The sequence below is a fragment of the Pseudomonas sp. LBUM1657 genome (assembly GCF_059716075.1).
Window position 1 is genome coordinate 5120153 of sequence record NZ_CP166799.1, and the last position, 25993, is coordinate 5146145.

Sequence of the window (25993 nt, forward strand, 5' to 3'; positions counted from 1 at the left end):
GCCTTGCAAGCGTTAGACATCCACTATATTAGAAACAGCCACTTACAAGCTCTCATAGCTAGTGCCTATCGGGACTACTGCCTGGTGGCGTGCGAGCTGGCACCGAACACCACTCGCCAGCGCCTGCAGTACATCTGCAAATTCTACGAGTTCGCGCTGAAGGAGGGGTGGGTTAAGCGCCTGCCTTTCGCCTACGAAGAGCGCATCGTGAGGTGCGAAACAGGTTTCCTTGTCGATGCCAGTGGCGGCAAGGCCATGGCAAACGATGTGATGCCGCGTAGTCACAAGGCCCTGCCCAAGTTCCTGAGCATGGCCGAGATCAAAGGTCTCTTGGCCGCAACGGAGAATCCCCATCAACGGATGATGATGCGTCTGGCCCTGCATACAGGTCTGTGTCGCGAGGAAATCGCCGCCATCCCGCTAGCCTATGTTTTTGACCCGGACAAGGCTCAACGAACCGAACGCAACCTCCGCATTCGGCTCGATCCGTTCGACGGCAGCGGCATGGTGACTAAGGGCAGCAAGCCGCGAGATATTTACGTCAGCCGCCAGTTCATGGCCGAACTCTATCGCTATGTGACGAAGCTACGCGGCGAGCGCGCCTCTCTGAGCAAGATCCTGCAAAAGGCGCTGTTCCTAAACCAGTCCGGGGAACCTTATGGCGACGACAGCAAGAGCCTCAACCGGATTATCAGCGAGACTGGCCCCCACGCCTCGGGCGGGACCTGTCTCGACTTGAGTGCCGTTTCCAACCGAGGGGATCAACAACGTCCCACACAAGTAGCTATCGGCCAAAAGCAGTCATTTACTAACCGCATGACGAGGCAATGCAATCGAAATCAAAGCTGCAAACAGCACGAATGTACTCGATATCCATAAGCACGCGCCCAGACCATACACCTGATAAACCCAGCCGGAGAGCACTGTGCCGATCAGTCGCCCCATGGCGTTCGACATGTAATAAAAACCCACATCCAGCGACACGCCGTCTTCCTTGGCGTAGGACACAATCAAATAGCTGTGCAACGACGAATTCACCGCGAACAGCACGCCAAAAACCATCAGCCCCCCCAACAACACCACCTGTTGCGACAGTCCGGTGTTCAGCCCGAGAGCAATTGCCGCCGGCAGACCCGCCAGTGCAAGTGCCCAAAGAAATGCCGCACGACCATCCGGTACGTGCCCACGTTTCTTGCCGGTGATTCGCGGTGCGAACGATTGCACGATGCCATAGCCGATCACCCAGGCTGCGAGGAATCCACCGACCCTCCAGAAGTCCCAGCCGAACACGCTGCTCAGGTATACCGGCAAGGCCACTACAAACCAGACATCGCGGGCGCCGAACAGGAACATTCGGGCCGCTGAGAGGATATTGATCGCCCGGCTCTTGGACAGGATGTCGCGAAATTTGGGCTTGGCTTTGGCTTTGCCCAGGTCCTTCTTCAACAGGATCAAGCTGCTGATCCAGATCAGCGCCAGGACACCCGCCATGGCCAGCAAGGCGCCTTTGAAGCCGATGAGTGCCAGCAAGGCTCCACCAAGAAAGAAGCCAACACCCTTGAGTGCGTTCTTCGAGCCAGTGAGGATCGCTACCCACTTGTAGAGCTTGCCCTGTTGCCCATCCGGAACCAGAAGCTTGATGGAGCTTTTGGCACTCATCTTGTTCAGGTCTTTGGCAATCCCCGACAGCGCCTGAGCACCCATCACCAACGGGATGGTTAGCCAAGCCACAGGAACGGTCAGCATCAGCAGCGCCGCGACCTGGATGCCCAGCCCGATGTTCATGGTTCGGTTCAGCCCCAGCCGGGCGCCGAGATAGCCACCCACCAGGTTGGTGATCACGCCAAAGAGTTCGTAGAACAGAAACAACGCCGCGATTTGCAGTGGGCTGTAGCCCAACGCGTGAAAGTGCAGCACCACCAACATGCGCAAAGCGCCGTCGGTGAGGGTGAAGGCCCAGTAGTTGCCCGTGACGAGCAGGTACTGCCGCACTTGCGGAGCGAGGGCTGACAACGCTTTCATGACCGCTCCTTAGACTGCCAGACCGACCATTCTGGCCAGTTCGACTGTGCGGTTGGCGTAACCCCATTCATTGTCGTACCAGGCATAGAGTTTGACCTGGGTGCCGTTGATGACCATGGTCGACAGCGCGTCGATGATCGATGAGCGCGGATCGGTTCGATAGTCGATGGACACCAATGGACGCTCCTCGAAACCGAGAATGTCTTTCAGCTCGTTCTCGGCAGCGTCCTTGAGGAATTGATTCACCTCTTCGACAGTTGTGGCTCGCTCAACCTCGAAGACACAGTCAGTCAGCGACGCGTTGGCCAGCGGTACGCGTACGGCGTGACCATTCAGGCGTCCGCGCAGCTCTGGGAAGATTTCCGCAATCGCGGTGGCCGAGCCGGTGCTGGTCGGAATCAAACTCATCCCGGATGCACGCGCACGACGCAGATCCTTGTGTGGCTGATCGAGGATGCTTTGGGTATTGGTCAGGTCATGGATGGTGGTGATCGAACCGTGGCGAATGCCCAGCTTTTCGTGGATCACTTTGACTACTGGAGCGAGGCAATTGGTGGTGCATGACGCCGCCGTGACGATGCGATGTTCCGCCGCATTGAACAGCTGATGATTGACGCCCATGACGATGTTGAGCGCGCCTTTTTCCTTCACGGGGGCGCTGACCACTACGCGCTTCACGCCTTGGTCGAGGTAAGCCTGAAGCACCGCGACGGTCTTCATCTTGCCGCTGGCTTCAATCACCAGATCGCAGCCCGACCAATCAGTGTCGGCAATCGCCTTGTTGGCCGTTACCTTGATGCGTTTGCCGTCGATGACGATGCTGTCACCCTCGGAGTCGGCCTGGTAATTCCAACGGCCATGCACGGAGTCGAAGTTCAGCAGGTGCGCATGGGTCGCCGCGTCACCCGCCGGATCGTTGATCTGCACGAATTCGAATTCTGGCCAGTTCCAGGCGGCTCGCAGCGCGAGGCGACCAATCCGTCCAAAACCATTGATGCCAACTTTGATAGTCATGTTGTTGTGCTCTGTATCTGCTGTCAGTGGGAGTTCGACTGGGTGTCGAACTTGCCGATGTATTCAATGTGGGCAGGATGCTGAATGGCAATGGTTTTCCCATCGGTCAGCAGTTGCTGGAGTCGCGGATGATGCTGTTCCCAGGCGGCTTTAAATGCTTCGCCAGGCACTTGATCATCTTCGACGGGCAGGTGAAACCACTCGATGCCAAGCATTTGGCACTTTTCGGGCAGCAGGTCGATTTCGTTCTGGAGCAACTCCTCGGTTGGCATCAGCGTCAGCAACGCCGAGGTCCCCGCATCCTTGAGGGTTTGCAACGCCTCGAAAGGTCGGGTGCCCTTCGTGCCTGGGCACGGAGTGAAGATTAATTGGCCATTGAACTGTGCCAGGGGCAGTACGGAATATGGGTGTTGTTGCACAGTGAAAATTCCTCAGATGGAGCGCTGATTGACACGGCTCATGAGTTCTTCCGCCGACTCCTTGCGCTCGGAATAACGATCCACCAGATAGTCTTGACGGTCGCGAAGCAGCAGCGTGAATTTCACCAACTCTTCCATCACATCCACGACACGGTCGTAGAACGGAGAGGGCTTCATCCGGCCGTTGTCGTCGAATTCCATATAGGCCTTCGGCACAGAGGATTGGTTGGGGATGGTGAACATGCGCATCCAACGTCCCAGCACTCGTAGCTGATTGACCACGTTGAACGACTGCGAGCCACCGCACACCTGCATGACGGCGAGGGTTTTGCCCTGGGTCGGGCGCACTGCGCCCATGGCCAGCGGCACCCAGTCGATCTGCGCTTTGAACACTGCGCTCATGGAGCCGTGACGTTCTGGAGAGCACCAGACCTGCCCCTCGGACCACAGCATCAGCTCGCGCAGTTCCTTCACACGGGGATGATCGTCGGGGGCGTCATCTGGCAGCGGCAAGCCTGAAGGATTGAAAATCCGCGCCTCGGCGCCGAAGTGCTCCAGCAGTCGAGCAGCCTCCTCGACCATCAGGCGACTGAAGGAGCGCCCACGGATTGATCCGTACAGCAGCAAAATTCGCGGTTTATGAATGGAGGTCTTTTCGATACCGAGTTTGTCTGTCGATGGGAGATCAACCAGTTCGGTATCGAGTTGGGGGATATGGTCATCAAACATAGTCTTTGTCCTGCGCAATAGCGCTCTTGGATTCATCGAACCAGCGGCGCTTCAACCAGAGGGCCACACCGACCAGGGAAATCAGTACCGGTACTTCCACCAGCGGACCAATCACCGTGGCAAAGGCGACCGGAGAAGCCAGGCCAAATGTGGCAATGGCCACGGCAATCGCCAGTTCGAAGTTGTTGCTTGCGGCGGTGAAAGCCAATGCGGTGGTGCGCGGGTAGTCAGCCTTGAGCAGCTTGCCCATCCAGAAGCTGATGAAAAACATCACCACGAAATAGATCGTCAGAGGGATCGCGATGCGCAATACATCGAATGGCAATTGCAGCACCACGTCACCCTTGAGGCTGAACATGGCCACGATGGTCAACAACAGCGCCACCAGCGTCAGCGGGCTGATCTTCGGAATGAAGCGTTCTTGGAACCAAGTTTCGCCTTTACGGGCGATGAGAATCTTGCGGGTCAGGAAGCCCGCCAGGAATGGCACACCCAGGTAGATCAGGACGGACTCGGCAATGCTGACAAAGCTGGTCTGAATCACACTGCCTTCTAACCCAAACAGCGGCGGCAGCAGACCAAGGAAGACCCAGGCATACACACTGAAAAACAGGATTTGGAAGATGCTGTTGAACGCCACCAGCCCGGCGACGTACTGATTGTTGCCACCTGCGATCTGATTCCAGACCAGCACCATCGCGATGCAACGAGCCAAGCCGATCAGGATCAGGCCCGTCATGTATTCCGGCTGGTCCCGCAAGAAGATGATCGCTAGTGCGAACATCAACACCGGGCCGATGACCCAGTTCTGAACCAAAGACAAAACAAGAATGCGCTTGTCCTTGAAGACTTCCGGCAGTTCCTCATAACGAACCTTGGCCAGAGGCGGATACATCATCACGATTAAGCCGATAGCGATGGGGACGTTGGTTGTGCCCACAGAAAGACTGTTGAGCCACTGCGGCCAGCCTTCGAACAGACTCCCCAGACCGGTGCCCAGGGCCATGGCGAGAAAAATCCACAGCGTCAGGTAACGGTCTAGAAAGGAAAGGCGGCTTTTACTCATGGTCATTGCTCCTGTGGTTACAGCGTGCCAATCAGGGCCAGCTCTGCCTTGAGCTGTTGGGCACTCAGTTGCGAAAGCGGTAAAGCCAGGAAGGCTTCAATACGGGTTTTGATCTGCTCCAAAGTGGCTTCAAAAGCCGCCTCGATCTCTTCTTGAGTTCCGTGGTAATCCGAAGGGTCAGCCAGCCCCCAGTGGGCCTTGGTGGCCGGCCCGAAAAATACCGGACAGGCCTCACCGGCAGCCTTGTCGCACACAGTGATGACGAAATCAGGTGCCAAGTTCACGTGGACATCGCTGGACTTACTGAACAGCCCGAGCGTCGACATACCCGCGTTTTCCAGAGTCTTGAGACTCAGCGGATGCACTTCACCTTTGGGCTGACTGCCCGCGCTGTAGGCTTTCATGCCTTCCGGTGCCAAGTGATTGAAGACCGCTTCACAGAGAATGCTGCGACAGCTATTGGCAGTGCAGAGGAACAGGATTTTCATCGAGCGATCTCGTAGTCGAAGGCGGAATCAGGCGATTTTGCTTTCACAGCACACGGCTGCCCGTTCAGGACGGTCACCCATTTCATCAAGGCGTTTGGCATCAGGGCTCAACCAATGCTTGTTGCTTTCCAGCACGGTGGTCAGCACTTGATGAACCCAATCTGGGAGATTTGGGTGCAGTCGGTAATACACCCATTGGCCTTGCCGACGGTCCGACAACAAGCCGCAAGTACGCAGTTGCGCCAGGTGCCTGGAGATTTTTGGCTGACTTTCATTCAACGCGCAGGTCAGCTCGCAAACACAAAGCTCTCCTTCACGAGTGATGAGCATCATCGTGCGCACCCGAGTGTCGTCAGCCAGGCATTTGAAAACAGTGGTCGGTGTCAGATGGTCAGCCATATCGTTTTCTCAGTGTTTGTTTTTGACCAAGACGAACATCTTGATGCGCTCATGAATTTCGTGAAGGGTGTGACGGAAGGCGGCGAGTTTGGTGCTGGTGACCGGGTCCTCAAAACTCCAGGCCAGTGCCTCACCCGCGCTTGGTAAAGACAGGCATTCCGCTGCGGCTTTATCACACAAGGTGATGACGTAATCGAAACGCTCACCACGGAACTCGTCTATCGACTTGCTGCGTAATCCTTCGGTGCTCACACCGATGTGTGAAAGCGCCTCAAAGGTGCGTGGATCTACCTGAGTCGGAGGTGTGCCGGCGCTGAACGCCTCCAAATGCTTTGAGTCGGTGGTCATTGTGAAGTCTCAGCTCATATACGGCATAACGAATATATGTTTTCCCGCATATAAGGTAAAGCCCCCGCTTCGAAATAGTTCTGCAGGGTCCTAATTCCTGCCGAAAAGCATCCTATAAAAGCCCTTAATTTCAAGCTGAATAGGTATTCAGTGGGCAGAACGCTTTAGAAATATTTAGAAAATTACATATACGTTTTTTGTAATGTACCTGTCATTCACACAACGATAGCTTCACTCCTGTTCCACCCAACCAGCAGCTTGCATCGGACTTGGCTGCACACATCCTGATATCACCAGCAGAGAACGCCCATAACGGTCGTTCACCAAAGACTGCATTCAACTGTGGATTCAATCGGTCGGATCAACCTCCTCGCGGTGGCGTTTCATCCGGCGCAATGACGTCCAGCATCACGCCCGTGCGCGCCACCACCCGGACCTGTTGGCCCAGGTGCAGGGGCGAGCGGCTCTGAACTTGCCATTTTTCGCCCTGCAGTTGCACCCAGCCGCTCATCGGCAGACCCGGCAGCAACCCCGTCACCGTGACCAGGCTGCCGACCAAGCCCGCATCGCCGCTGACCAGGGCACGGCGTCGGGCCTTGAGCGCCATGCCAACCAGAGTCATCAGCAACAGGGCGCTGATCAGTGCCATGCCGATGATCAGCGCCAACGGGATGCCGAAGCCCGGTACATCGGTGTCCATCAAAATCACTGCGCCGACTACAAAAGCAACCACCCCACCGAAGCCGATTACACCGAAACTCGGTAGAAACGCCTCGGCGATCATGAAGGCGAGTCCCAGCAGAATCAGTCCGACCCCGGCGTAATTCACGGGCAAAAGTTGCAGGGCATACAGCCCCAGCAACAGGCAGATACCACCGAGCACTCCACCGACGCCCGACCCTGGGTTCATGAATTCGAATATCAACCCATAGACCCCGAACATGATCAGCAGCAATGCCACGCTGGGGTTAGTGATCACCGCCAGCAGTTGTGTGCGCCAATCAGGTGCATGATCGAGAAGTGCAACCCCGGCGGTACTCAGCTTCAACGTCTGACCCGCGACATTCAGGCTCTTACCGTCCAGTTGCTTGAGCAGGTCTGCCACGTCATTGGCTACATAATCGACCACCTTGAGTTTGAGCGCTTCGTCGGCCGACAGGCTGAGCGATTCACGTACCGCTTGTTCGGCCCAGTCGGCGTTACGTCCGCGCAGTTGTGCTAGGCCGCGGATGTAAGCCGCTGCATCGTTGATCTGTTTGCGAGTCAAGGTATCTTGCGGCTCGGGCGGTGAGTTTTTGTCGGTGGCAGGTGCGGCTGGTGGGCGCGGTGGATCTGGCGCGGTCCCGGGCAGGCCGCCGATCTGCACCGGCGTAGCGGCGCCTAGATTGGTGCCCGGGGTCATGGCGGCAATGTTACTGGCATATAGGATATAGGTGCCGGCGCTGGCCGCGCGTGCGCCACTGGGGGCGACGAAACTGGCCACTGGCAGAGGGCTGGCCAGAATCGCCTTGATGATCAAGCGCATCGAAGTGTCCAGCCCGCCGGGGGTGTCGAGCTTGATGACCACCAACTGTGCGCCCTCGGTCTCCGCACGCGTCAGGCCCCGCACCACGTAATCGGCATTGGCCGGGCCAATGGCATCGTTGACCGTCAGGACCACGATGCTGCCCGCAGCCGTCACCGACCCCATCGGCAACCCGACCAGTATCATCAGCAGGAGCAGGCGGCACCACCAGCGACTGTTCATGGGACCCTCCCGGTTGCGGGTTCGGCAGCCTGCAACCTTCACTTAAAGCGTAGTTGAGTCAGTTGTGGAGGTGATGCAGACGCGGCGGTTAATGCAGGGCATGTGCCGAAACTGTTCGCCAAGATCTCGCGTCACCGTACAGCGCCTCTCGGAGGGCAAATGGTGTACCAAAGCAATCTCGGCTCTACGGGCTGTACTGATACGAGTGTTTGTTAGCTTGAAAGTCTTAGCGCCGCCGCTATAGGATGAAAACAGGAGATGGCATTCCTCCTTTAACCGCCTTTGTGCTGATGATGCCTACGTGAACCCTGGACAGGGTGCGTAGGTGTGTCTCCCTGTCCCCCAATTCAGGACAGGATCGTGACTTCCAAGCTCATATCAGCGCCCCCTCGTATCGTGCGGTTATCGACACCTCCTCGGCCATATCAGCCCAGAGGAGACTTACAACCATGCTGAAATCATTTCTAGTCATCGCTGTCGGCGCATCGTTGGGTGCCTGGTTGCGCTGGCTCTTGGGCATGAAGCTCAACGCCCTGTTCCCTACGATTCCCCCTGGGACTGTGGCAGCGAACATGGTGGGAGGCTACATCATTGGCTTGGCCATCGCGTTCTTGGCTGCCTCCCCCTCCCTAAGCCCTGAATGGCGCCTGCTGATCATTACGGGTTTCTGTGGGGGACTTACCACCTTTTCCACTTTTTCCGCCGAAACAGTCGCCCTGATTCAGGAAGGCAGACTTCTGTGGGCACTCGGCTCAATTTCATTGCATGTCTTAGGCTCGTTGACGATGACGGCTGCCGGGCTTCTTTCCTATCAAATGATTGGCACGCGTTGAGGAGATGAGAATGAAAGGTTTTCTGGTGATTTTCTTTACCCAACAGAACCGTCGTTATCAGGGAAAGATGCTCGGCGACTGGATCGTTGATTTGGCCAAAGAAATGGGGCTCCGCGGTGCGACCCTCTCCACAGGCATCCAGGGTTTTGGGCACACCGGGCGGTTGCACTCCAACACCGCACACCGCTAACCCTTAGCGCAATCGCCCCAAGCATTCATATGTAAGAGGGTGTTTCCAGGGGAAATAGCATATTACATGCAAGATTTCTAACTACATTCAGTCATCACCCTCCAAATGGCAGTTTTCTGCCTAGACTTGCTCTTGTCCGCCGTGCACATGCTTTTCAGAGCATGGAATTGTACGAAAAACTAAAACAAGAGGAATCCCCCCCAATGTTCAAACCTATGTGGAAAGCAGTCGCCTGCGCCCTTGCCCTTGGCACCATGAGCACGGCCATGGCTGCAGATCCGGTGATTATAAAATTCTCCCACGTCGTTGCAGAGCAGACTCCCAAAGGCCAGGGCGCCCTGTTGTTCAAGAAATTGGTGGAAGAACGCTTGCCCGGCAAGGTCAAAGTCGAGGTCTACCCCAACTCCTCGTTGTTTGGCGATGGCAAAGAGATGGAGGCCTTACTGCTCGGGGACGTACAGATGATTGCACCGTCGCTGGCCAAGTTCGAGCACTACACCAAGACCGTTCAACTGTTCGACCTGCCTTTCCTGTTTGATGACATCACCGCTGTTGACCGCTTCCAGCTGAGTCCGCAGGGCCAGGGACTGCTCAAGTCCATGGAAGACAAAAACATCACAGGACTGGCCTATTGGCACAACGGGATGAAACAACTGTCCGCGAACAAAGCGCTACGAGTGCCGGGTGATGCCCGTGGCCTGAAGTTCCGGGTGCAGGCCTCTGCAGTGCTCGAGGAGCAGTTCAAGGTCATACGCGCCAATCCGCGCAAGATGAGTTTCGCCGAGGTTTATCAAGGCTTGCAGACCGGTGTCGTCAACGGCGCGGAGAATCCTTACTCGAACATCTACAGCCAGAAAATGCATGAAGTGCAGAAGTACATCACCGAATCCAACCACGGTGTACTGGACTACATGCTAATCACCAACACCAAGTTCTGGAGTGGTTTATCGCCGGAGCTTCGTGGCGAGCTGGACAAGATCCTCGTCGAAGTCACCGCCCATGTGAACAAAGAGGCCGAGCAACTGAATCAGAACGCCAAGCAGAGCATCATTGCGGCCAAAACCACCGAGATCATCACCCTGACGCCTGAGCAGCGCGACCAATGGCGTGTCGCGATGAAGCCAGTGTGGAAGAAGTTCGAAGGCGATATCGGCGCCGAGCTGATCACTGCTGCTGAAGCTGCCAACCAGGCCCAATGATCGGTGGACGACAGGTGTTGCCGCCCTGGCAGCACCTGCCTGTCATCCGCTACAGGAGATGCCATCCATGAATGCTATTCGGCGCATCTGGGAACACTTCGAGGAAGGCTTCATCGTCTTCCTGCTGGCCGCCATGACGTTGGTAACATTCGTCTACGTTGTCCTCAACAATCTCTACACCCTGTTCTACAGCCTCGCCGAGAGCTGGGAAGGCGCCAGCGAATCGCTGTTCGCCATCGGCGATGGGGTCATGGGAATGGCCCAGGCTATGACTTGGAGCACCTCACTGACCAAGGCCTTGTTTGGCTGGCTGATATTTTTCGGCCTGTCGTACGGCGTGCGCACGGCAGGCCATATCGGCGTCGACGCGCTGGTCAGGCTGGCTAGTAAACGGGTGCAACGGCTCATTGGCATCATCGCCTGTATTTTCTGCCTGACTTATGCCGGACTGCTCAGCATTGCCAGTTTCGGGTGGATCCAGACCCTGATGATTGCGCGCATAGGTGCCGAAGACCTGGGCCAGTACGGGATCATGCAATGGCACATTGGGTTGATCGTCCCCGTAGGGTTCGCCTTGGTCTTCATCCGTTTCGCTGAAATTCTCGTGCGCATCCTGCAAAACAGGCAGACCGGCCTGGGCTTGGCCGATGAAGCCGCAGATGCGATGAAACTGACCGAACACGAGGATGACAAGTCATGACCATTGCCTTCCTGTTTGCATCGCTGTTCGTGCTGATGTTGATCGGCGTTCCCATTGCCATCTCCCTGGGGTTGGCGGGCTCACTGACCATCGTTTTCTTCAGTCCTGACTCCGTGCGCTCTCTGGCGATCAAACTGTTCGAGACGTCCGAGCACTACACCCTGCTGGCCATCCCGTTCTTTCTGCTCGCGGGGGCCTTCATGACCACCGGTGGCGTCGCTCGGCGACTGATTGACTTTGCCAATGCCTGCGTCGGCCATATCCGTGGTGGTCTGGCCATCGCTGCCGTGTTGGCGTGCATGTTGTTCGCTGCCCTTTCCGGATCGAGCCCGGCCACTGTCGCCGCGGTGGGTTCGATTGCCATTGCCGGCATGGTCCGCTCCGGTTATCCGCAGGCCTTCGGTGCAGGGATCGTCTGTAACGCGGGGACCTTGGGCATCCTGATTCCACCCTCGATCGTCATGGTGGTCTACGCAGCCGCGACCGAAACGTCTGTCGGCAAATTGTTCATGGCGGGCGTGTTACCGGGCCTGCTGCTGGGGCTGGCGTTGATGGTGGCAATCTACATCGTCGCCGTGAAGAAAAAACTGCCCGCCATGCCGCGCGCGACGTTCCGTGAATGGCTTGGCACGGCACGCCAGGCGATCTGGGGTCTATTGCTGATGTTCATCATCTTGGGGGGTATCTACTCCGGGATGTTCACCCCCACCGAAGCTGCGGCGGTGGCGGCCGTGTACTCGGCCTTCATCGCCTTGTTCGTCTACAAAGACTTAACGTTCCGCGAAACGCCAAAGGTCCTGCTGGACTCGGCCAAGCTGAGCATCATGCTGATGTTCATTATTGCCAACGCCATGCTCTTCGCGCACGTTTTGACCACCGAGCAGCTACCGCAACAGATCACCGCGTGGGTGATTGAAGCGGGCCTGACACCGGTAATGTTCCTGCTGGTGGTGAACATTGTGCTGTTGATTGCAGGGGCCTTTATGGAACCTTCGGCCATCATCCTGATCCTGGCACCGATCCTTTTCCCCATCGCCATGAAACTGGGTATCGATCCCATTCACCTGGGCATCATTATGGTGGTGAATCTGGAGATCGGCTTGATCACGCCGCCCGTGGGTCTGAACCTGTTCGTGACCTCTGCTGTGACAGGTATGACGCTGCCTGCAACGATCAGAGCAGCCATGCCTTGGCTGATGATACTGTTCCTGTTCCTGATCCTGATTACCTATGTGCCTTGGATCTCCCTGGTTTTGCCAAACTGGCTGGGCATGAGTTGATGCCTACCTGTCCGGGTACTGGACGTTCGTATCCGGACAGGGCTTTCACGTTTGTGCTTCTGGCCACTTATTGTTGTCCTGAGTCCGTCCAGCAACTCCATAGCTCTACTGAGGACGGATTGCTGACAGGTGGCCCCAGCCACTCGCTCATCTCATGACATTGCTGATCGAAGCATAACTGGTAGTCACCTGCTTGCGGGGTACGTCCAAGGTTCAGCGGTTGTAAGGGCGGCAGTTGGCGCTGATAGTGCCAACTGCCTTTTACCAACCTGGCCCCAGGGGGAATTTCCATTCCTGCGCCATTCCCTTTGACCCTGGCCTCGGTGAGCACAAGTCCCTGTTCCGAGACGCGGTAGTCTTCTTCCCAACGAATTTTTTCAATTGTGTGATTCCAAGCCAGTGTAAAGCTTGAAACAGGGAGTTCGGCCCAGGCGACGCCGGCCAAACCCAGGCACAAGCCAATCATGCTATGGCCGGTCCGACACGACGAGACCGCCAGACATGCTGAAGTATTATCAACACACCCAGCACGAAACCGATTTCGTCAGTCAACGGCAGCGCAACGACCAACAAAGCACCTGCGGCGAAACTCAATAGACGCTCCCAAATCGGCATCTTCTGTTGCAGATAGCCTGTGGACGCCATTCCCCAGAGGCCAACGGCCAACACCGTCTTCACCAACATGTAGGCAGTCATCCACAAATTGTCGCCTTGCATCATGAGCGCAGGGTTGTAGACCGCCATGAAAGGAATGACAAAGCCAGCGAGTGCAATACGAACCGCCCACAGACTGATCTTGAATCCTGTTTCCTTGGCGATGGGCGCTGCGGCAAAGCATGCCAAAGCAACCGGTGGAGTAAGGTCTGCAAGAATTCCGAAATAGAAAACGAACATGTGCGACACGATCAGCGGCACACCCAACTCAAGCAAAGCGGGTGCTGCAATCGAACTGGTAATGATGTAGTTGGGAATCGTCGGGATACCCATACCCAACACAAGGCAGGTAACCATCGTCAGTATGAGTGACAACAACAAGTTATCCCTGCCAATGGCCAGTATGTAACCGGCGAAGGTCGAGGCTATGCCCGTCAATGACACTACACCGATGATGACTCCCACTAACGCGCAAGCAATCCCGACCGGCACAGCATGACGAGCACCTTCGACCAACGCATGCAGGCAAATACTCAGGGTTTCTCGGCCCCCCTGAATGAACCAACAGATGACCACTAACGTGGCGATCACCGCAAAGATCACGCTGATACCCAACTGGAAAAAACCGACGCAGAGGACACCAAGAGCGATCCAAAACGCACACCGCAACGCGAAACTGGACACCCGAAGAATGATTGCCGAACCGAGAATAACGATGGCTGTTAGCGCCAGACCCACCATTCCGGAGAATAGGGGAGTACGTCCCGAAAACAGTAGGTAGACCAGGACAAAAAGCGGAATCAGCAAATACCAGCTTTCCTTTACCGCACCCCATGCGCTGGGACATTGGTCTTTGGGTAACCCCTTAAGGTCGGAGCGTTTTGCCTCAAGGTGAACCATCCAGAACACCGAACCGAAATACAGGATGGCTGGAATTAACGCAGCTTTGGCGATCTCTACAAACGGGACATTAATTGTTTCCGCCATAATGAAGGCGACAGCCCCCATCACAGGCGGCATCAGCTGGCTGCCCATGCTCGAAGTTGCCTCTACGCCGCCAGCAAATGCTGCCTTGTAGCCGAAGCGCTTCATCAATGGAATCGTGAACTGTCCGGTCGTGACAACGTTTGCAATGCCTGAGCCTGTGATCGTCCCCATCAAAGCCGATGACGCGACTGATACTTTTGCCGGCCCCCCGAGTTTGTGGCCAAACAATCCCATCGCGAAGTCAGTGAACAATTTGATCATTCCCGCCTGTTCGAGAAAGGAACCGAACAAAATGAACAGGAAAATATAGGTAGCGGAAACGTAAGTTGGTGTGCCGTAGAGCCCCTCGGTGCCGAATGACAACTGGTTGACGATTTGATCGAATCCGTAGCCTCGATGTGCCAGGTCGCCTGGCAGGTATTCACCCAATAGACCGTATGCCAAAAACAGTCCACAGATGACAGGCAACGCGATCCCCATCACCCGACGGGCCGCCTCAAACACCAATGCGATCAATACCAGCCCAACCACCATGTCTGCAGATGTCAGGTCACCTGAGCGCTGGATCAAATCCGCCTCGAAGAACCATTGATATAAGGCAGTGGTAATCCCAGCGAGGCTCAATATCCAGGCCAACGGCTGCCAAGGACGTGCTCTGCCATACGCCGGGTAACTCAGAAACACCACCCACAGCAAGAAACCAACGTGCACCGCGCGCAGCACCTGGCTGGAAACAGGCGCAAACGCAGCGGTGACAATCTGGAAAACTGAAAACAACAACGCCACATAGAACAGCGTCTTAGGCCAGTCGCGTGGGTTGGCGGCGATGCCATGATGATCTTCGCTCATTGGGTACCTGCCTCAAAACTACATAGAAGGGTACGAACCGCTCTATCGCTCTAGCGACCATCCCCGTGGCGCATTTTTGGATTACAGCGCTCCAGCTTCCTTGTAGTAGCGCTCGGCGCCGGGGTGAAGTGGAATGGGCAGATTCTTGGCAGCATTTTGCAACTTGATGTCCTTGGCGGCTGAGTGAGAATTACCTAAGCGAGTGAGGTTTTCGAACATCAGCTTAGTCATCTGGTAGGCAACGTCATCCGAGACGTCCTCGCGCGTCACCAAAATATTAGTGATCGCCACCGTAGGCACTGACTCAGGCTGTCCGTCATAGGTATTGGCTGGAATTTGTGCAGGCTGATAAGCGGCATTGCCGATTTTCGAAACCACATCAGGAGGGATGGAGACGTAGTTCAATGGCATGGTTGAGGAAAGGTCGCGGATGGCTGCCATTCCTAACCCCGAGGACTGAAGCGTGGCATCTAACTGACGGTTTTTGATCAGCTCGACCGACTCCGCAAAGGGTAGGTATTGGACTTTGCTCATGTCTTCGTACGTCAATCCCGCAGCTTTGAAGATCGCACGCGCGTTCAGCTCGGTACCGGACTTCGGGGCGCCGACGGAGATGGTTTTCCCTTTCAAATCCGCCAAGGTTTTGATGCCGGACTCTTTGTTCGCAACAATTTGAATGTAATTCGGATAGGCTCCTGCAATTGCTCGCAACTTTGTCAGCGGGGCCTTGAATCCGGCATCTTCCACGCCGCTTTTTGCATCAGCCACAGAGTCCCCAAGCGCCAGAGCGAGCTCCCCACGACCAGCTTGTAAAAGGTTGAGGTTTTCCACTGAGGCTTTGGTCGCTTGGACAGAAGTCTTCGCCCCCGGAATCCCATCGCTGTATATCTGTGACAGCCCAACCCCAATGGGGTAATAAACCCCGCTAGTACCACCTGTAAGGATGTTTATGAACACAGGTGCGGCGTTAGCTGCGCACGAGACTGTCAACGCAGCGGTGGCCGCAAAGAGGCTAAAGCGTTTGTTTACTCGCATGGAAACTCTCCGTCTTGTTATGGCTTTATGCAGAGTCTTTCTACTGTAGTCGAAACCAACGCCTTGAGTGGGTAGCTGAGTTAGCCTAATAATTTTGGGCATCTCAATCGGTCGCTGCAATGGCGCCTAATCGGGATTCTCACCCCCGAAAAAAAAATGCCAGTCAGCTTAGCTGACTGGCATTACCCTCACAGGGCCCTTTGTACTTACAAATGATGTTATTGAGTGCGCCACGACTCAACAACGTCTGCACCGCACTCGGCTCAAACTCACAATTGGTCGGCTAATACCTCCAAAAGACCGGAGTAATAAGTACCAGTACGGTGAGGATTTCCAAGCGCCCCAGTAACATACCGATAGTGAGTAACCATTTCGCTGCATCAGGTAATGATGAGAAGTTACCGGCAGGCCCGATAATCGTGCCCAAGCCTGGCCCAACGTTACACACCGCAGTAGCAGCGCCACTTAAGGCAGTCGTCCAATCCAGCCCGATCAGAGCTAGCCCTAAGGCGATTATGGCAATGGTGACGGTGAAGAAAAACGAGAAGGTCAAGAGTGAGCGCAAGATCTCCTCGTCAATGGGGTGACCGTTGTACTTCTTTTGAATAACAGCTCGAGGATGAATCAGTTGCTTCAAACTACTCACAAGTAGAGATGCAGCAACCTGAAAACGGAAGATTTTCAGTCCACCAGCCGTCGAGCCTGAGCATCCGCCGACAAAGGTCAGATAGAAGAACAACAGAACGGCAAAACTACCCCATAGCGTGTAATCGCCAACCGCAACTCCTGTGGTCGTGACGACGGAGGTCACGTTGACCGCCACGATACGAAATGCATCCCACCAAACGTAGTCGCTGTGAAAGCATAGCCATGTACCCACAGCCAGCCAGGTGACAATCAAGAATCCGAGAAATCCACGTACCTGGTGATCCTTCAGTAGCGCACGCCGATGGCCGCGCAATGTCGCGACGTACAAGGTAAAGGGCAGGCTACCCAGAATCATGATGACCACAGCTATCCAGTGAATCGCTGGCTGCGCCCAGTGCCCAAGTGAAGCGTCCGACGTTGAGAATCCCCCAGTAGAGATCAACGACATTGCGTGGTTGATCGCTTCAAACGGCGTCATCCCCGCGATCCAGAGCGCCAGAGTCCCGGCGCCAGTGAGCCCCAAATAGAGTAAAAGAATATATTTGGCTGCCACATGGGAGCGCGGGGTCACTTTCTCCGACCAGTCTGAGGACTCTGTCTGGAAAAGACGCATGCCACCTACTCGTAACAGCGGAAGAATCGCCACAGCCATGCCGATAAAGCCGATACCACCCAGCCAGTGAAGCATCGAGCGCCAGATCAACAATCCTGGTGAAGCGGTATCCAAACCACTCAGAACAGTGGAGCCAGTGGTCGTGATACCGGACATTGTTTCAAAGAAAGCATCGGTGTAACTAATGTTACTGATGAACACCATCGGCAACGCCGCGAAGGTACACACCACCACCCAACTGGCAGTCGTCAGCAGGTACATGTCCCTCGGACGAAGCTGGGTAGTTTCTGGGCGCCCCCGCACGATCAACAGAATGCCACAGATGAAGGTAATCAAACTCGACCAGAGAAAGGCCGACAGGTCGTCGCTACGCTCGAAGGCCACCAGTGTGATCATTGGAATAGCCATGCTTACGGCCAGCGTGATCAGAAAAATACCTAAGATGAAACCGATAAGCCGCATTGCCGCGAGGGACATAAAAGTAACCTGCCAAATCAACGCCGCGCAGTATCAGATACGTACCCTCATCTCCCCCGTAATTTTTGCGTAAAATTTCGACGGGAATCTTGTTCACTGACGCAGGTTACTAAACCACAGTATTTCTTCGCCTCGAGAAATACTGCGGTCATCTCAGGCGAGATTACTTGGCAACGGCAGCACTCGCTTGGGCGCTGCAGCGGCGCAGAACGGTGACGCCACAAATCGCAGCCAGAATCGAACCGATCAATACCCCGACTTTGACTTCATCGACTAAATGAGGCGATCCAGGGAACGCCAGATTGCCAATGAACAAGCTCATGGTGAAGCCAATGCCACACAAGAGCGCTACGCCATAAAGTTGTATCCAGCTACTCCCTTCCGGCAATTTGGCCAGGCCAAAACGAATAGCCAGCGCAGCCGACAGAAAAATACCGACCTGTTTGCCTACCAACAGACCCAGCGCGACACCCAGCGGAACGGGGTCGACCAGGTTTTCCATGGAAATACCGTTCAATGAAACACCTGCGTTGGCGAAGCCAAATACAGGCACTACAGCAAACGCTACCCATGAGTGCAGCTTCTCTTCTAGGAACATCAATGGGGAACGTGCTTCTTCTTCCGGCTTGCCCATTGGAATGCACATTGCCAGTGCGACGCCCGCCAAGGTGGCATGCACACCCGATTGCAGCACGAAGAACCACAGCACGCCCCCAACCAGGAGATACGGGAGCAGCCGTCTTACGCCCAATCGATTCATTGCGATAAGAATGACCAGAGTCGCGAGTGATGCCAGCAACATCGGCATGGAAAGGCCCGATGTATAGAAAAAGGCAATGATCACGACCGCACCGAGATCGTCAATTATCGCTAAGGCGGCGAGGAATACCTTCAGTGAAATCGGGACTCGCTTGCCCAGCAGCGATAAGACACCCAAGGCAAATGCGATGTCGGTAGCAGCAGGTATGGCCCACCCACCTAGGGTCTCAGGATGGCCCCAGTTGATTGCGATGTAGATCAGCGCAGGGACAACCATGCCGCCAAAGGCACCAAACCCTGGTAAAGCGCGCTGGCCCCAGGTGGAAAGCCCGCCCGCCAGCACTTCTCTTTTGATCTCGAGGCCGACCATCAGGAAGAAGATCGCCATCAGCCCGTCATTCACCCAGTGCGCAACAGACATGCCCAACCAAGCCGTGTGCAGGGCTGCAAAATAACCCTGGGATAGAGGGGAGTTAGCCACAATCAGAGCTGCCAGCGCTGCGCCCATCAGCACAAGACCTCCCGCGGATTCCGACGATAGGAAGCGGGCCAGAATTGCGGCAGCTCTAGGGGTTTCGGCGGTAGCTTGTTGCTTGGTCATCAGCGTCCTTGGATCACTTAAAAGGTAATATATTAACAGCTGGCCTAGATAAACATGGCTGTATTAAACAGCCTCAAAACATTCCACTCTCGGCGCTCTGGATTGGGGGCTAACAGAGCTGCGCGAGCAACGATATCCATACCATCTACCTCCTTCAAGGCAAAGGAGCTGGAGCCGATACGTGATTGGACGTGCCGGAAGAAATGGTTGTCACTGCAGAGCAGCCACTGGAGATGGACTTCAGTTCGACAATCCACAATCGCGCAAGGTGTTCTTGGTCCATCTGCCGAGATACAGTTTGGGTTGATTTCCCGGTTACCAGAAGCACCAGGGGTGCTGGACAGACCTCGGTCGATAGCAGTATTCAATCAAGCTAGGGGACTTCGTATCAATAGTCTCCTACTTTGGGTACAACCCATATGCGGACTGTAAAGTAATTAACTATCAAAGCATTGCAGCTGCGTGCCATACATTTAATGGATGAGACTGACGCAAATTGCGGCATTTCACATTTTATATATTGCCGCTCCTAATCTGAGCAATATTATGAGCCAGCACCATTAATGACACCGAGATTGGATTACCAATTAAAATATCTTGTCACACTACCGACCGCTAAAAACCTGATTTGAGTCAATAATCATCAAGCTGTTGTTTGCATGGGTCTTTTAGTTCGTATCAACTGGATAATTGAGAGAATGTAAGAACATCCAACGATTTTTTAGCGTTCTGCTATACCCACGCCTGCCCATGACCACCTCAGCCCCGTTCAGTCGAGCTGTGCGCACAGGAGATACTCATTGATGAAGGCGGTGGCCGACGCAACAACTGAGCAAACACCAACTTCCACGCATTCCGTGGCCTGGCACACACTTCCTGCAGAGCAGGTGACGAACCTACTTGAGGTCAATGAACATGTCGGGCTAGAGGCCGCCGAGGTTCAAGCCCGTCTTGACCGCACTGGTTTCAATCGCCTACCAGAAGCAGCACGTCGACCTGCGTGGCTGCGTCTCTTGCTGCAATTTCACAACATTCTGATTTATGTACTTCTAGGATCTGCTGCGATTACCGCGATGCTGCAACATCTGTGGGATACGGTGGTGATTCTTGCGGTGGTTATCGCAAACGCAATCATTGGCTACGTCCAGGAAGGCAAAGCAGAAAAAGCCATGGACGCTATACGGCAGATGCTGGCACCGCACGCCGCAGTGATTCGCGCAGGCGAACGCTCGAGTGTTGTAGGCGAGGAGCTAGTACCGGGCGATATCGTAATGCTGGAGGCCGGAGACAAAGTGCCTGCTGATTTACGCCTGCTGCACGCGAAAAGACTACAAATTCAAGAAGCAATTCTCACCGGTGAATCCATACCAGTAGAAAAACATACCGAACCTGTGGGGCTTGAAGCCGCCCTGGGTGATCGTACATGCATGGCGTTCAGCGGTACGCTCGTGACTTGCGGACAAGCGACAGGCGTTGTAGTTGCCACTGCAGCTGCAGCCGAGATCGGCCGCATCAGCACTCTACTTGCAAGAGTAGAAACGCTGACAACCCCGCTGGTGCAGCAAATGAACGTATTTGCGCGCTGGCTGACGATCTTGATCTTGTTAGTCGGCGGCCTTTTGCTCGTGTTCGGCCATTATGTCGGGCACTACGAGTTCACCGAGATCTTCATGGTCGTGGTCGGGATGTCGGTAGCGGCGATACCTGAAGGGCTGCCCGCCGTCCTTACCATTACGCTGGCTGTCGGAGTTCGGGCAATGGCTCGCCGCAACGCCATCGTGCGTCGCCTGCCAGCCATCGAAACACTAGGCTCGGTATCCGTCATCTGCACTGACAAGACTGGCACACTGACCCGCAACGAAATGATGGTGGCATCGGTCGTCACGAACGATCTCATCTTCACGGTCGATGGCGCAGGTTATCAGCCAGCGGGAAGCATCAGTCTTGCCGATCAGCTAGTCGATGTATCTACTTATCCTGCGTTGGTAGAACTGGGGCGAGCAGCTGGCCTGTGCAACGATGCTGCGCTGCGCCTGCATGATGACTTATGGAAGGTAGAGGGAGACCCGATGGAGGGTGCCTTGCTAGCATTTTCCGGAAAGACCGGAATTGATAGCGATGAAGATCATCGGGTCTGGCCCCGCACCGATGCCATTCCGTTTGACGCGAAACACCGCTTTATGGCGACGCTTCATCACAACCACGATCGCCATGCCTCTATCTATGTGAAAGGCGCGCCAGAGCAAATATTGGCCATGAGCACGCAGCAGTTCGTAAACGCCGGCGGGACTGAACCGCTCAATGCGGACTACTGGCACGCACAGGCAAACGCCATTGCTGCCAAGGGGCAGCGTGTATTGGCGTTTGCAGTTAGATCAGTTCCGCCCGAACACACTGTTTTGGAGTTTGAGGACGTGCAAGGAAGGTTAACCCTGCTGGGTATGGTCGGGCTGATTGACCCCCCTAGACCCGAGACGATAACGGCAGTTCAGCAATGCCAAGCGGCGGGGATTGTCGTAAAAATGATCACTGGCGATCATGGCGGCACCGCCGCCGCTATCGGTCGCCAGATTGGCCTGCAAAATCCCGACAAGGTGCTGACTGGCGTAGACCTAGACGCCATGAATGATGCCGCCCTCAAGGAGGCGGTAAAGGATGTCAATATCTTTGCGCGCACCAGCCCTGAACATAAGCTGAGGCTGGTAATGCTGCTGCAATCGAATGGCATGACAGTGGCCATGACCGGTGACGGCGTTAACGACGCACCAGCGCTTAAGCGCGCCGATGCCGGTATCGCCATGGGCGAAAAAGGCAGCGAAGCGGCCAAGGAAGCAGCAGACCTGGTACTGGCAGATGACAACTTCGCGTCCATCGTGGCAGCGGTGCGCGAAGGCCGGACGGTCTACGACAACATCAAGAAAGTACTGAGCTGGACGCTGCCTACCAACGCGGGCGAGACCATGACCATCATCGTGGCCCTGCTACTCGGCCTTACACTGCCGGTGACGCCGATACAGATTCTGTGGATCAATCTGATTACTGCAGTGACACTTGGCATTGCACTGGCGTTCGAGCCTACCGAAGAAAACACTATGCGCAGACCGCCCCGTTCACGCAAAGAGCCACTCATAAGTGGCGCATTAGTCTGGCACATGGTGCTTGTCTCTATTCTGTTTCTCTGCGGCGTTTACGGCATTTTTTCGTATGCGCTGGACCGTGGCTACTCCGTGGAGTTGGCCCGAACCATCGCAGTGAACACGCTAGTCGTGATGGAAATATTCCATTTGTTCTTCATTCGCAATCTCTACAGCACATCGCTTACCTGGAAGGGCATTCGCGGCACCAAGGTCGTGTGGATGACCGTCGCAGTGGTTACCGTCGCTCAGTTCTCCATCACGTATGCACCACCGCTGCAAAGGGTGTTTGCCACTGAAGCGATCCCCTTCCTTGATGGTCTACTGATCATCGGGGTTGGTGTTGCGCTCTTTGCGATCATTGAGATTGAAAAACAGATTCGAATCCGTTTGTCCGAGTAGAACGGAGGGTTGCAAGCTAGCCATACGCTAACGACAAGCATCTTCATGCCAGTGAAAGAGGATATAGAAAATGCATAAAATACTTGTAGCTGTCGATGGTTCCGAGCATTCGGAACGGGCGGTGCGTTACCTTATTGGGCTGATCCAAGATGGCGGATTACTGGGAGGGAGTGTTGAGGTATATCTGGTGAATGTGCAGCCACTTTTACCAACTCGAATCGCACACGACATGAGCGAGGATGAGCTTGATTGTTACTACGGTGATAAAAGTGCTGAAGATTCACAAAAGGCTGTCGAGCTTCTGAAGCAGGAAGGGATTGCATTCACACTCCATACGTTACAAGGCGATGCAGCCAGCCGAATCGTGGCGAGCTCCCAATCCCTCGGATGTGACAGCATCATTTTAGGCTCACATGGTAACGGTTTTCTGGCGGGGATCTTTCTGGGTTCTGTCGCGGCTAAGGTGATTCAACTCTCGGATATACCAATAACCTTAGTCAAATAATAGATCGTGAATTGCTCGTTGCTGGCACGACCCAAGCTGCATAGAGCATTCTGACAGGGAGTTCGGTTGATAAATTTTATATTGAATATGTTCTCAACAAAGACTTCATATCGCGTAGGTTAGAACTGACCGTACAAGAAATCTTAGGTAGATAACTACTGCTTAGGGTGTTTTGTAACCGCATCACCGCGATGTATGCTTTTTGGGCGGGGTCGCGTCGGCACCCGCAAGGGTGATCGGCCCTAGTGGTCGATACGCCACCCTTCGCGGCTATGCCCACCCCTCCTTTTGTAGTACAAGCGCCATTGAGTCTAAGTCTCTCGTGTTCCAAACTCCACGCATACGCTCAAGGTGCGGACGACTTACCCGCGATTGTCGCTACGCGAGCACTACAAGCACGGAGGCTGTTCAGTCGAATTACAGTCGTGCAGATTGGCAATCACTCACTCGTTACGCGCGAAAAAAACTTAAACAAAGTTAAATTAGGTAAGTGACTGAATTATGGAAGATAAAACACATGTAACAGCTAGCAAGGCTCCAGAACAGATGAGTGAACAGATCGAGCCTGACGCACAGGGTCACGCCGTCCAGCAACGCCAACGCGCCAGCCAGTTGGCCCAAGCGATACGTGTCGAACTGCAAAAAGCCGTGATCGGCCAGCACACGGTGATTGACGACGTTCTCACCGCACTGATCGCCGGCGGCCATGTGTTGCTCGAAGGCGTGCCGGGGCTGGGCAAGACCTTGCTGGTGCGAGCACTGGCGCGCTGCTTCGGCGGCGAGTTCGCGCGCATCCAGTTCACCCCGGACCTGATGCCCAGTGACGTCACCGGCCATGCGGTGTACGACTTGCAGACCGAGCAATTCAAACTGCGCAAAGGGCCGTTGTTCACCAACCTGTTGCTGGCCGACGAAATCAACCGCGCACCGGCGAAAACCCAGGCCGCGCTGCTCGAAGCCATGCAGGAACGCCAGGTCACCCTCGAAGGCCGTGCCCTGCCCATCGTTCAACCGTTCATGGTGCTCGCCACGCAAAACCCCATCGAACAGGAAGGCACTTATCCCCTGCCGGAAGCCGAGCTGGATCGCTTCATGCTCAAGGTGCGCATGGACTACCCCGACGCCGATCAGGAAGTGAACATGGTGCGTCAGGTCAGCCGTTCGACCCGGGCCGACATGCTCGACGTGCAACCGCTGCGCACGGTGCTGCAAGCCAAGGATGTGCTGGCCTTGCAACGCATCGCCAGCGATTTGCCGCTGGACGATCAGGTGCTCGATTACGCCGTGCGCCTGGCGCGGACCACCCGTAGCTGGCCCGGTTTGACCCTCGGCGCCGGGCCTCGGGCCTCCATTGCCCTGGTGCGCTGCGCCCGGGCGCGAGCCTTGTTGCGCGGTGGCGAGTTCGTGATTCCGGATGACATTAAAGGCTGCGCGCTGGCGGTGCTGCGCCATCGCGTGCGCATCGCGCCGGAGCTGGACATCGAAGGGCTGGAGGTGGATCAGGTGCTCAAACAATTGCTCGATCAAGTGCCGGCGCCACGGGCGTGAAACCGACCCGCCTGCTGTTGATCTGGCTCGCGATCCTGCTGGTCATCGGTATCGTGCTGGGCGCCTTGCGGGCATTGGAGTTCGATGTTCCATCGAGGCTTGTGTCGATCCACTGGGGCTTGCTGCTTGCGCTGTTGGCCTTGGCGATTCTCGATGGCATGCGCCTCAAACGCCTGCCCTCCCCGCGCGTGCAACGCCAAATGCCCGGCAGTCTGGCACTGGGCCGTTGGGGTGAAGTACGACTGGAGGTCGAGCACGACTTTACCCACCCGCTGAAGATTCAGATCTTTGATCATGTCCCGGACGGCCTGAGCTTCGAAAACCTTCCCTTGTCCGTCGAGCTTCACCCCGATCAGCACAGCCAGATCGGCTATCGCCTGCGCCCGCTCAAGCGCGGCCACTTCACGTTCGAACAGTGTGAAGTCAACCTGCCGAGCCCGTTAGGGCTGTGGTCCGACAAACGTCACGTGAGCGTGACCGACCACACCCGCGTCTACCCGGATTTCGCCCGACTCTACGGCGGTCAGTTACTGGCGGTGGACAACTGGCTCAGCCAACTCGGCGTGCGTCAGCGGCAGCGTCGAGGCCTGGGGCTGGAGTTTCATCAGCTACGGGAATTTCGCGAAGGCGACAGCCTGCGTCAGATCGACTGGAAAGCCACCGCCCGCCAGCGCACACCGATTGCCCGGGAGTATCAGGACGAGCGCGACCAGCAAATCATTTTCATGCTCGACTGTGGTCGGCGCATGCGCAGCCAGGACGGCGAGCTGGCGCATTTCGATCACGCGCTCAATGCCTGTCTGTTGCTGAGTTATGTCGCCTTGCGCCAGGGCGATGCGGTGGGCCTGAGCACCTTTGCCAGCGAGCAACCGCGCTACCTCGCGCCGGTGAAAGGCACCGGCCAACTCAACGTTTTGCTCAATACGGTCTACGACCTGAAAAGCACCCAACGCAGCGCTGACTATCAAGCCGCCACCACCCAACTGTTGGCCCGGCAAAAACGCCGGTCATTGGTGGTGCTGGTGACCAACCTGCGGGACGAGGACGACGAAGAACTGCTCACCGCCGTCAAACGCCTGACCAAACAGCATCGGGTGATGGTTGCCAGTTTGCGCGAAGACGTGCTCGACCATTTGCGTCAGGCGCCGGTGCAGACCTTGCCCGAGGCGCTGACCTATTGCGGCACGGTGGATTACTTGAATGCACGGGCCGAACTCCATGAACGCTTGAATGCCCATGGCGTGCCGATGCTGGATGCAACCACGCAGGAGCTGGGCGCCACGCTGGTGACGCGCTACCTGGAATGGAAGAAAGCCGGGGTGTTTTAGTGTCTGTGATGCGGTGTGC

General features: G+C 55.7%; 23 protein-coding genes, 1 pseudogene and 1 riboswitch. Of the genes and pseudogenes, 10 read left to right on the forward strand and 14 right to left on the reverse strand.

The window, feature by feature from the left end:
• Positions 1–3: 3 nt before the first annotated feature.
• Positions 4–879 (forward strand): tyrosine-type recombinase/integrase, encoded by an 876-nt coding sequence (locus ACA055_RS23675; protein WP_497680830.1) that lies wholly within the window; start codon positions 4–6, stop codon positions 877–879.
• Here ACA055_RS23675 and arsJ read toward each other — a convergent pair.
• The 9 genes from arsJ to ACA055_RS23720 all read right to left on the reverse strand — a co-directional run bounded on the left by arsJ (position 802) and on the right by ACA055_RS23720 (position 8232).
• Positions 802–2022, reverse strand: a complete 1221-nt coding sequence (gene arsJ / locus ACA055_RS23680) for an organoarsenical effux MFS transporter ArsJ (protein WP_497680831.1) — start codon at positions 2020–2022, stop codon at positions 802–804. The two genes, ACA055_RS23675 and arsJ, sit on opposite strands and share 78 nt — an antisense overlap.
• A 9-nt stretch (positions 2023–2031) precedes the next feature.
• The gene (locus ACA055_RS23685; protein ID WP_497680832.1) at positions 2032–3036 is read right to left on the reverse strand and encodes an ArsJ-associated glyceraldehyde-3-phosphate dehydrogenase; all 1005 of its coding nucleotides are present in this window, start codon (positions 3034–3036) and stop codon (positions 2032–2034) included.
• Between the two features lie 23 nt (positions 3037–3059).
• Positions 3060–3455 carry a protein-tyrosine phosphatase family protein gene (locus tag ACA055_RS23690; protein ID WP_497680833.1) on the reverse strand — a complete coding sequence of 132 codons (396 nt, stop codon included), beginning with the start codon at positions 3453–3455 and terminating at the stop codon, positions 3060–3062.
• Positions 3456–3467: 12 nt separating this feature from the next.
• A complete protein-coding gene (gene arsH / locus ACA055_RS23695; protein WP_497680834.1) occupies positions 3468–4184 on the reverse strand; it encodes an arsenical resistance protein ArsH in 717 nt (238 codons plus the stop codon).
• Positions 4177–5250 (reverse strand): ACR3 family arsenite efflux transporter, encoded by a 1074-nt coding sequence (gene arsB / locus ACA055_RS23700; RefSeq protein WP_497680835.1) that lies wholly within the window; start codon positions 5248–5250, stop codon positions 4177–4179. The genes arsH and arsB overlap by 8 nt, the downstream gene beginning before the upstream one ends.
• Positions 5251–5267: 17 nt before the next feature.
• The gene (locus tag ACA055_RS23705) at positions 5268–5738 is read right to left on the reverse strand and encodes an arsenate reductase ArsC (protein WP_497680836.1); all 471 of its coding nucleotides are present in this window, start codon (positions 5736–5738) and stop codon (positions 5268–5270) included.
• Positions 5739–5765: 27 nt separating this feature from the next.
• Positions 5766–6137 carry a metalloregulator ArsR/SmtB family transcription factor gene (locus tag ACA055_RS23710; RefSeq protein WP_010455862.1) on the reverse strand — a complete coding sequence of 124 codons (372 nt, stop codon included), beginning with the start codon at positions 6135–6137 and terminating at the stop codon, positions 5766–5768.
• A gap of 9 nt (positions 6138–6146) precedes the next feature.
• Positions 6147–6485, reverse strand: a complete 339-nt coding sequence (locus tag ACA055_RS23715) for an arsenate reductase ArsC (RefSeq protein ID WP_497680837.1) — start codon at positions 6483–6485, stop codon at positions 6147–6149.
• Positions 6486–6846: 361 nt separating this feature from the next.
• Complete coding sequence (locus ACA055_RS23720; RefSeq protein ID WP_497680838.1) at positions 6847–8232, reverse strand: NfeD family protein; 1386 nt, start codon at positions 8230–8232, stop codon at positions 6847–6849.
• Between the two features lie 245 nt (positions 8233–8477).
• Positions 8478–8539, forward strand: a riboswitch (Fluoride riboswitch).
• A 142-nt stretch (positions 8540–8681) separates the two neighbouring features.
• Here ACA055_RS23720 and crcB point away from each other — a divergent pair.
• From crcB to dctM, 5 genes and pseudogenes are all read left to right on the forward strand, one after another.
• Positions 8682–9065: a fluoride efflux transporter CrcB gene (gene crcB, locus ACA055_RS23725; RefSeq protein WP_497680839.1), complete on the forward strand. Its 384-nt coding sequence runs from the start codon at positions 8682–8684 to the stop codon at positions 9063–9065.
• A gap of 10 nt (positions 9066–9075) precedes the next feature.
• Positions 9076–9240 (forward strand): annotated as a pseudogene (locus tag ACA055_RS23730) (DUF190 domain-containing protein); the annotation flags it as partial.
• A 218-nt stretch (positions 9241–9458) separates the two neighbouring features.
• On the forward strand, positions 9459–10454 hold the full coding sequence (locus ACA055_RS23735) for a TRAP transporter substrate-binding protein (protein WP_497680840.1): 996 nt from the start codon (positions 9459–9461) through the stop codon (positions 10452–10454).
• 67 nt (positions 10455–10521) lie between these two features.
• A complete protein-coding gene (locus ACA055_RS23740) occupies positions 10522–11154 on the forward strand; it encodes a TRAP transporter small permease (RefSeq protein ID WP_497680841.1) in 633 nt (210 codons plus the stop codon).
• The gene (dctM, locus tag ACA055_RS23745; protein ID WP_497680842.1) at positions 11151–12434 is read left to right on the forward strand and encodes a C4-dicarboxylate TRAP transporter large permease protein DctM; all 1284 of its coding nucleotides are present in this window, start codon (positions 11151–11153) and stop codon (positions 12432–12434) included. The genes ACA055_RS23740 and dctM overlap by 4 nt, the downstream gene beginning before the upstream one ends.
• 67 nt (positions 12435–12501) lie before the next feature.
• Here the strand turns inward: dctM and ACA055_RS23750 are convergent, their stop codons facing one another.
• The 5 genes from ACA055_RS23750 to nhaA all read right to left on the reverse strand — a co-directional run bounded on the left by ACA055_RS23750 (position 12502) and on the right by nhaA (position 19057).
• Positions 12502–12900 carry a DUF1850 domain-containing protein gene (locus ACA055_RS23750; RefSeq protein WP_497680843.1) on the reverse strand — a complete coding sequence of 133 codons (399 nt, stop codon included), beginning with the start codon at positions 12898–12900 and terminating at the stop codon, positions 12502–12504.
• Positions 12897–14924: a TRAP transporter permease gene (locus ACA055_RS23755; protein WP_497680844.1), complete on the reverse strand. Its 2028-nt coding sequence runs from the start codon at positions 14922–14924 to the stop codon at positions 12897–12899. Before ACA055_RS23755 ends, ACA055_RS23750 begins: the two co-directional genes overlap by 4 nt.
• A gap of 81 nt (positions 14925–15005) precedes the next feature.
• Positions 15006–15959, reverse strand: a complete 954-nt coding sequence (locus ACA055_RS23760) for a TAXI family TRAP transporter solute-binding subunit (RefSeq protein ID WP_497680845.1) — start codon at positions 15957–15959, stop codon at positions 15006–15008.
• 283 nt (positions 15960–16242) lie between these two features.
• A complete protein-coding gene (locus ACA055_RS23765) occupies positions 16243–17697 on the reverse strand; it encodes a TrkH family potassium uptake protein (RefSeq protein ID WP_497680846.1) in 1455 nt (484 codons plus the stop codon).
• Between the two features lie 163 nt (positions 17698–17860).
• Positions 17861–19057 (reverse strand): Na+/H+ antiporter NhaA, encoded by a 1197-nt coding sequence (gene nhaA / locus ACA055_RS23770; RefSeq protein WP_497680847.1) that lies wholly within the window; start codon positions 19055–19057, stop codon positions 17861–17863.
• An 803-nt stretch (positions 19058–19860) separates the two neighbouring features.
• Between nhaA and ACA055_RS23775 the strand changes: the two genes are divergently transcribed.
• From ACA055_RS23775 to ACA055_RS23790, 4 genes are all read left to right on the forward strand, one after another.
• Positions 19861–22593, forward strand: a complete 2733-nt coding sequence (locus ACA055_RS23775) for a cation-transporting P-type ATPase (protein WP_497680848.1) — start codon at positions 19861–19863, stop codon at positions 22591–22593.
• 70 nt (positions 22594–22663) lie between these two features.
• The gene (locus ACA055_RS23780; RefSeq protein ID WP_497680849.1) at positions 22664–23098 is read left to right on the forward strand and encodes a universal stress protein; all 435 of its coding nucleotides are present in this window, start codon (positions 22664–22666) and stop codon (positions 23096–23098) included.
• Between the two features lie 546 nt (positions 23099–23644).
• A complete protein-coding gene (locus ACA055_RS23785; protein WP_497680850.1) occupies positions 23645–24646 on the forward strand; it encodes an AAA family ATPase in 1002 nt (333 codons plus the stop codon).
• On the forward strand, positions 24643–25974 hold the full coding sequence (locus ACA055_RS23790; RefSeq protein ID WP_497680851.1) for a DUF58 domain-containing protein: 1332 nt from the start codon (positions 24643–24645) through the stop codon (positions 25972–25974). The genes ACA055_RS23785 and ACA055_RS23790 overlap by 4 nt, the downstream gene beginning before the upstream one ends.
• The last annotated feature ends 19 nt before the right edge of the window (positions 25975–25993 follow it).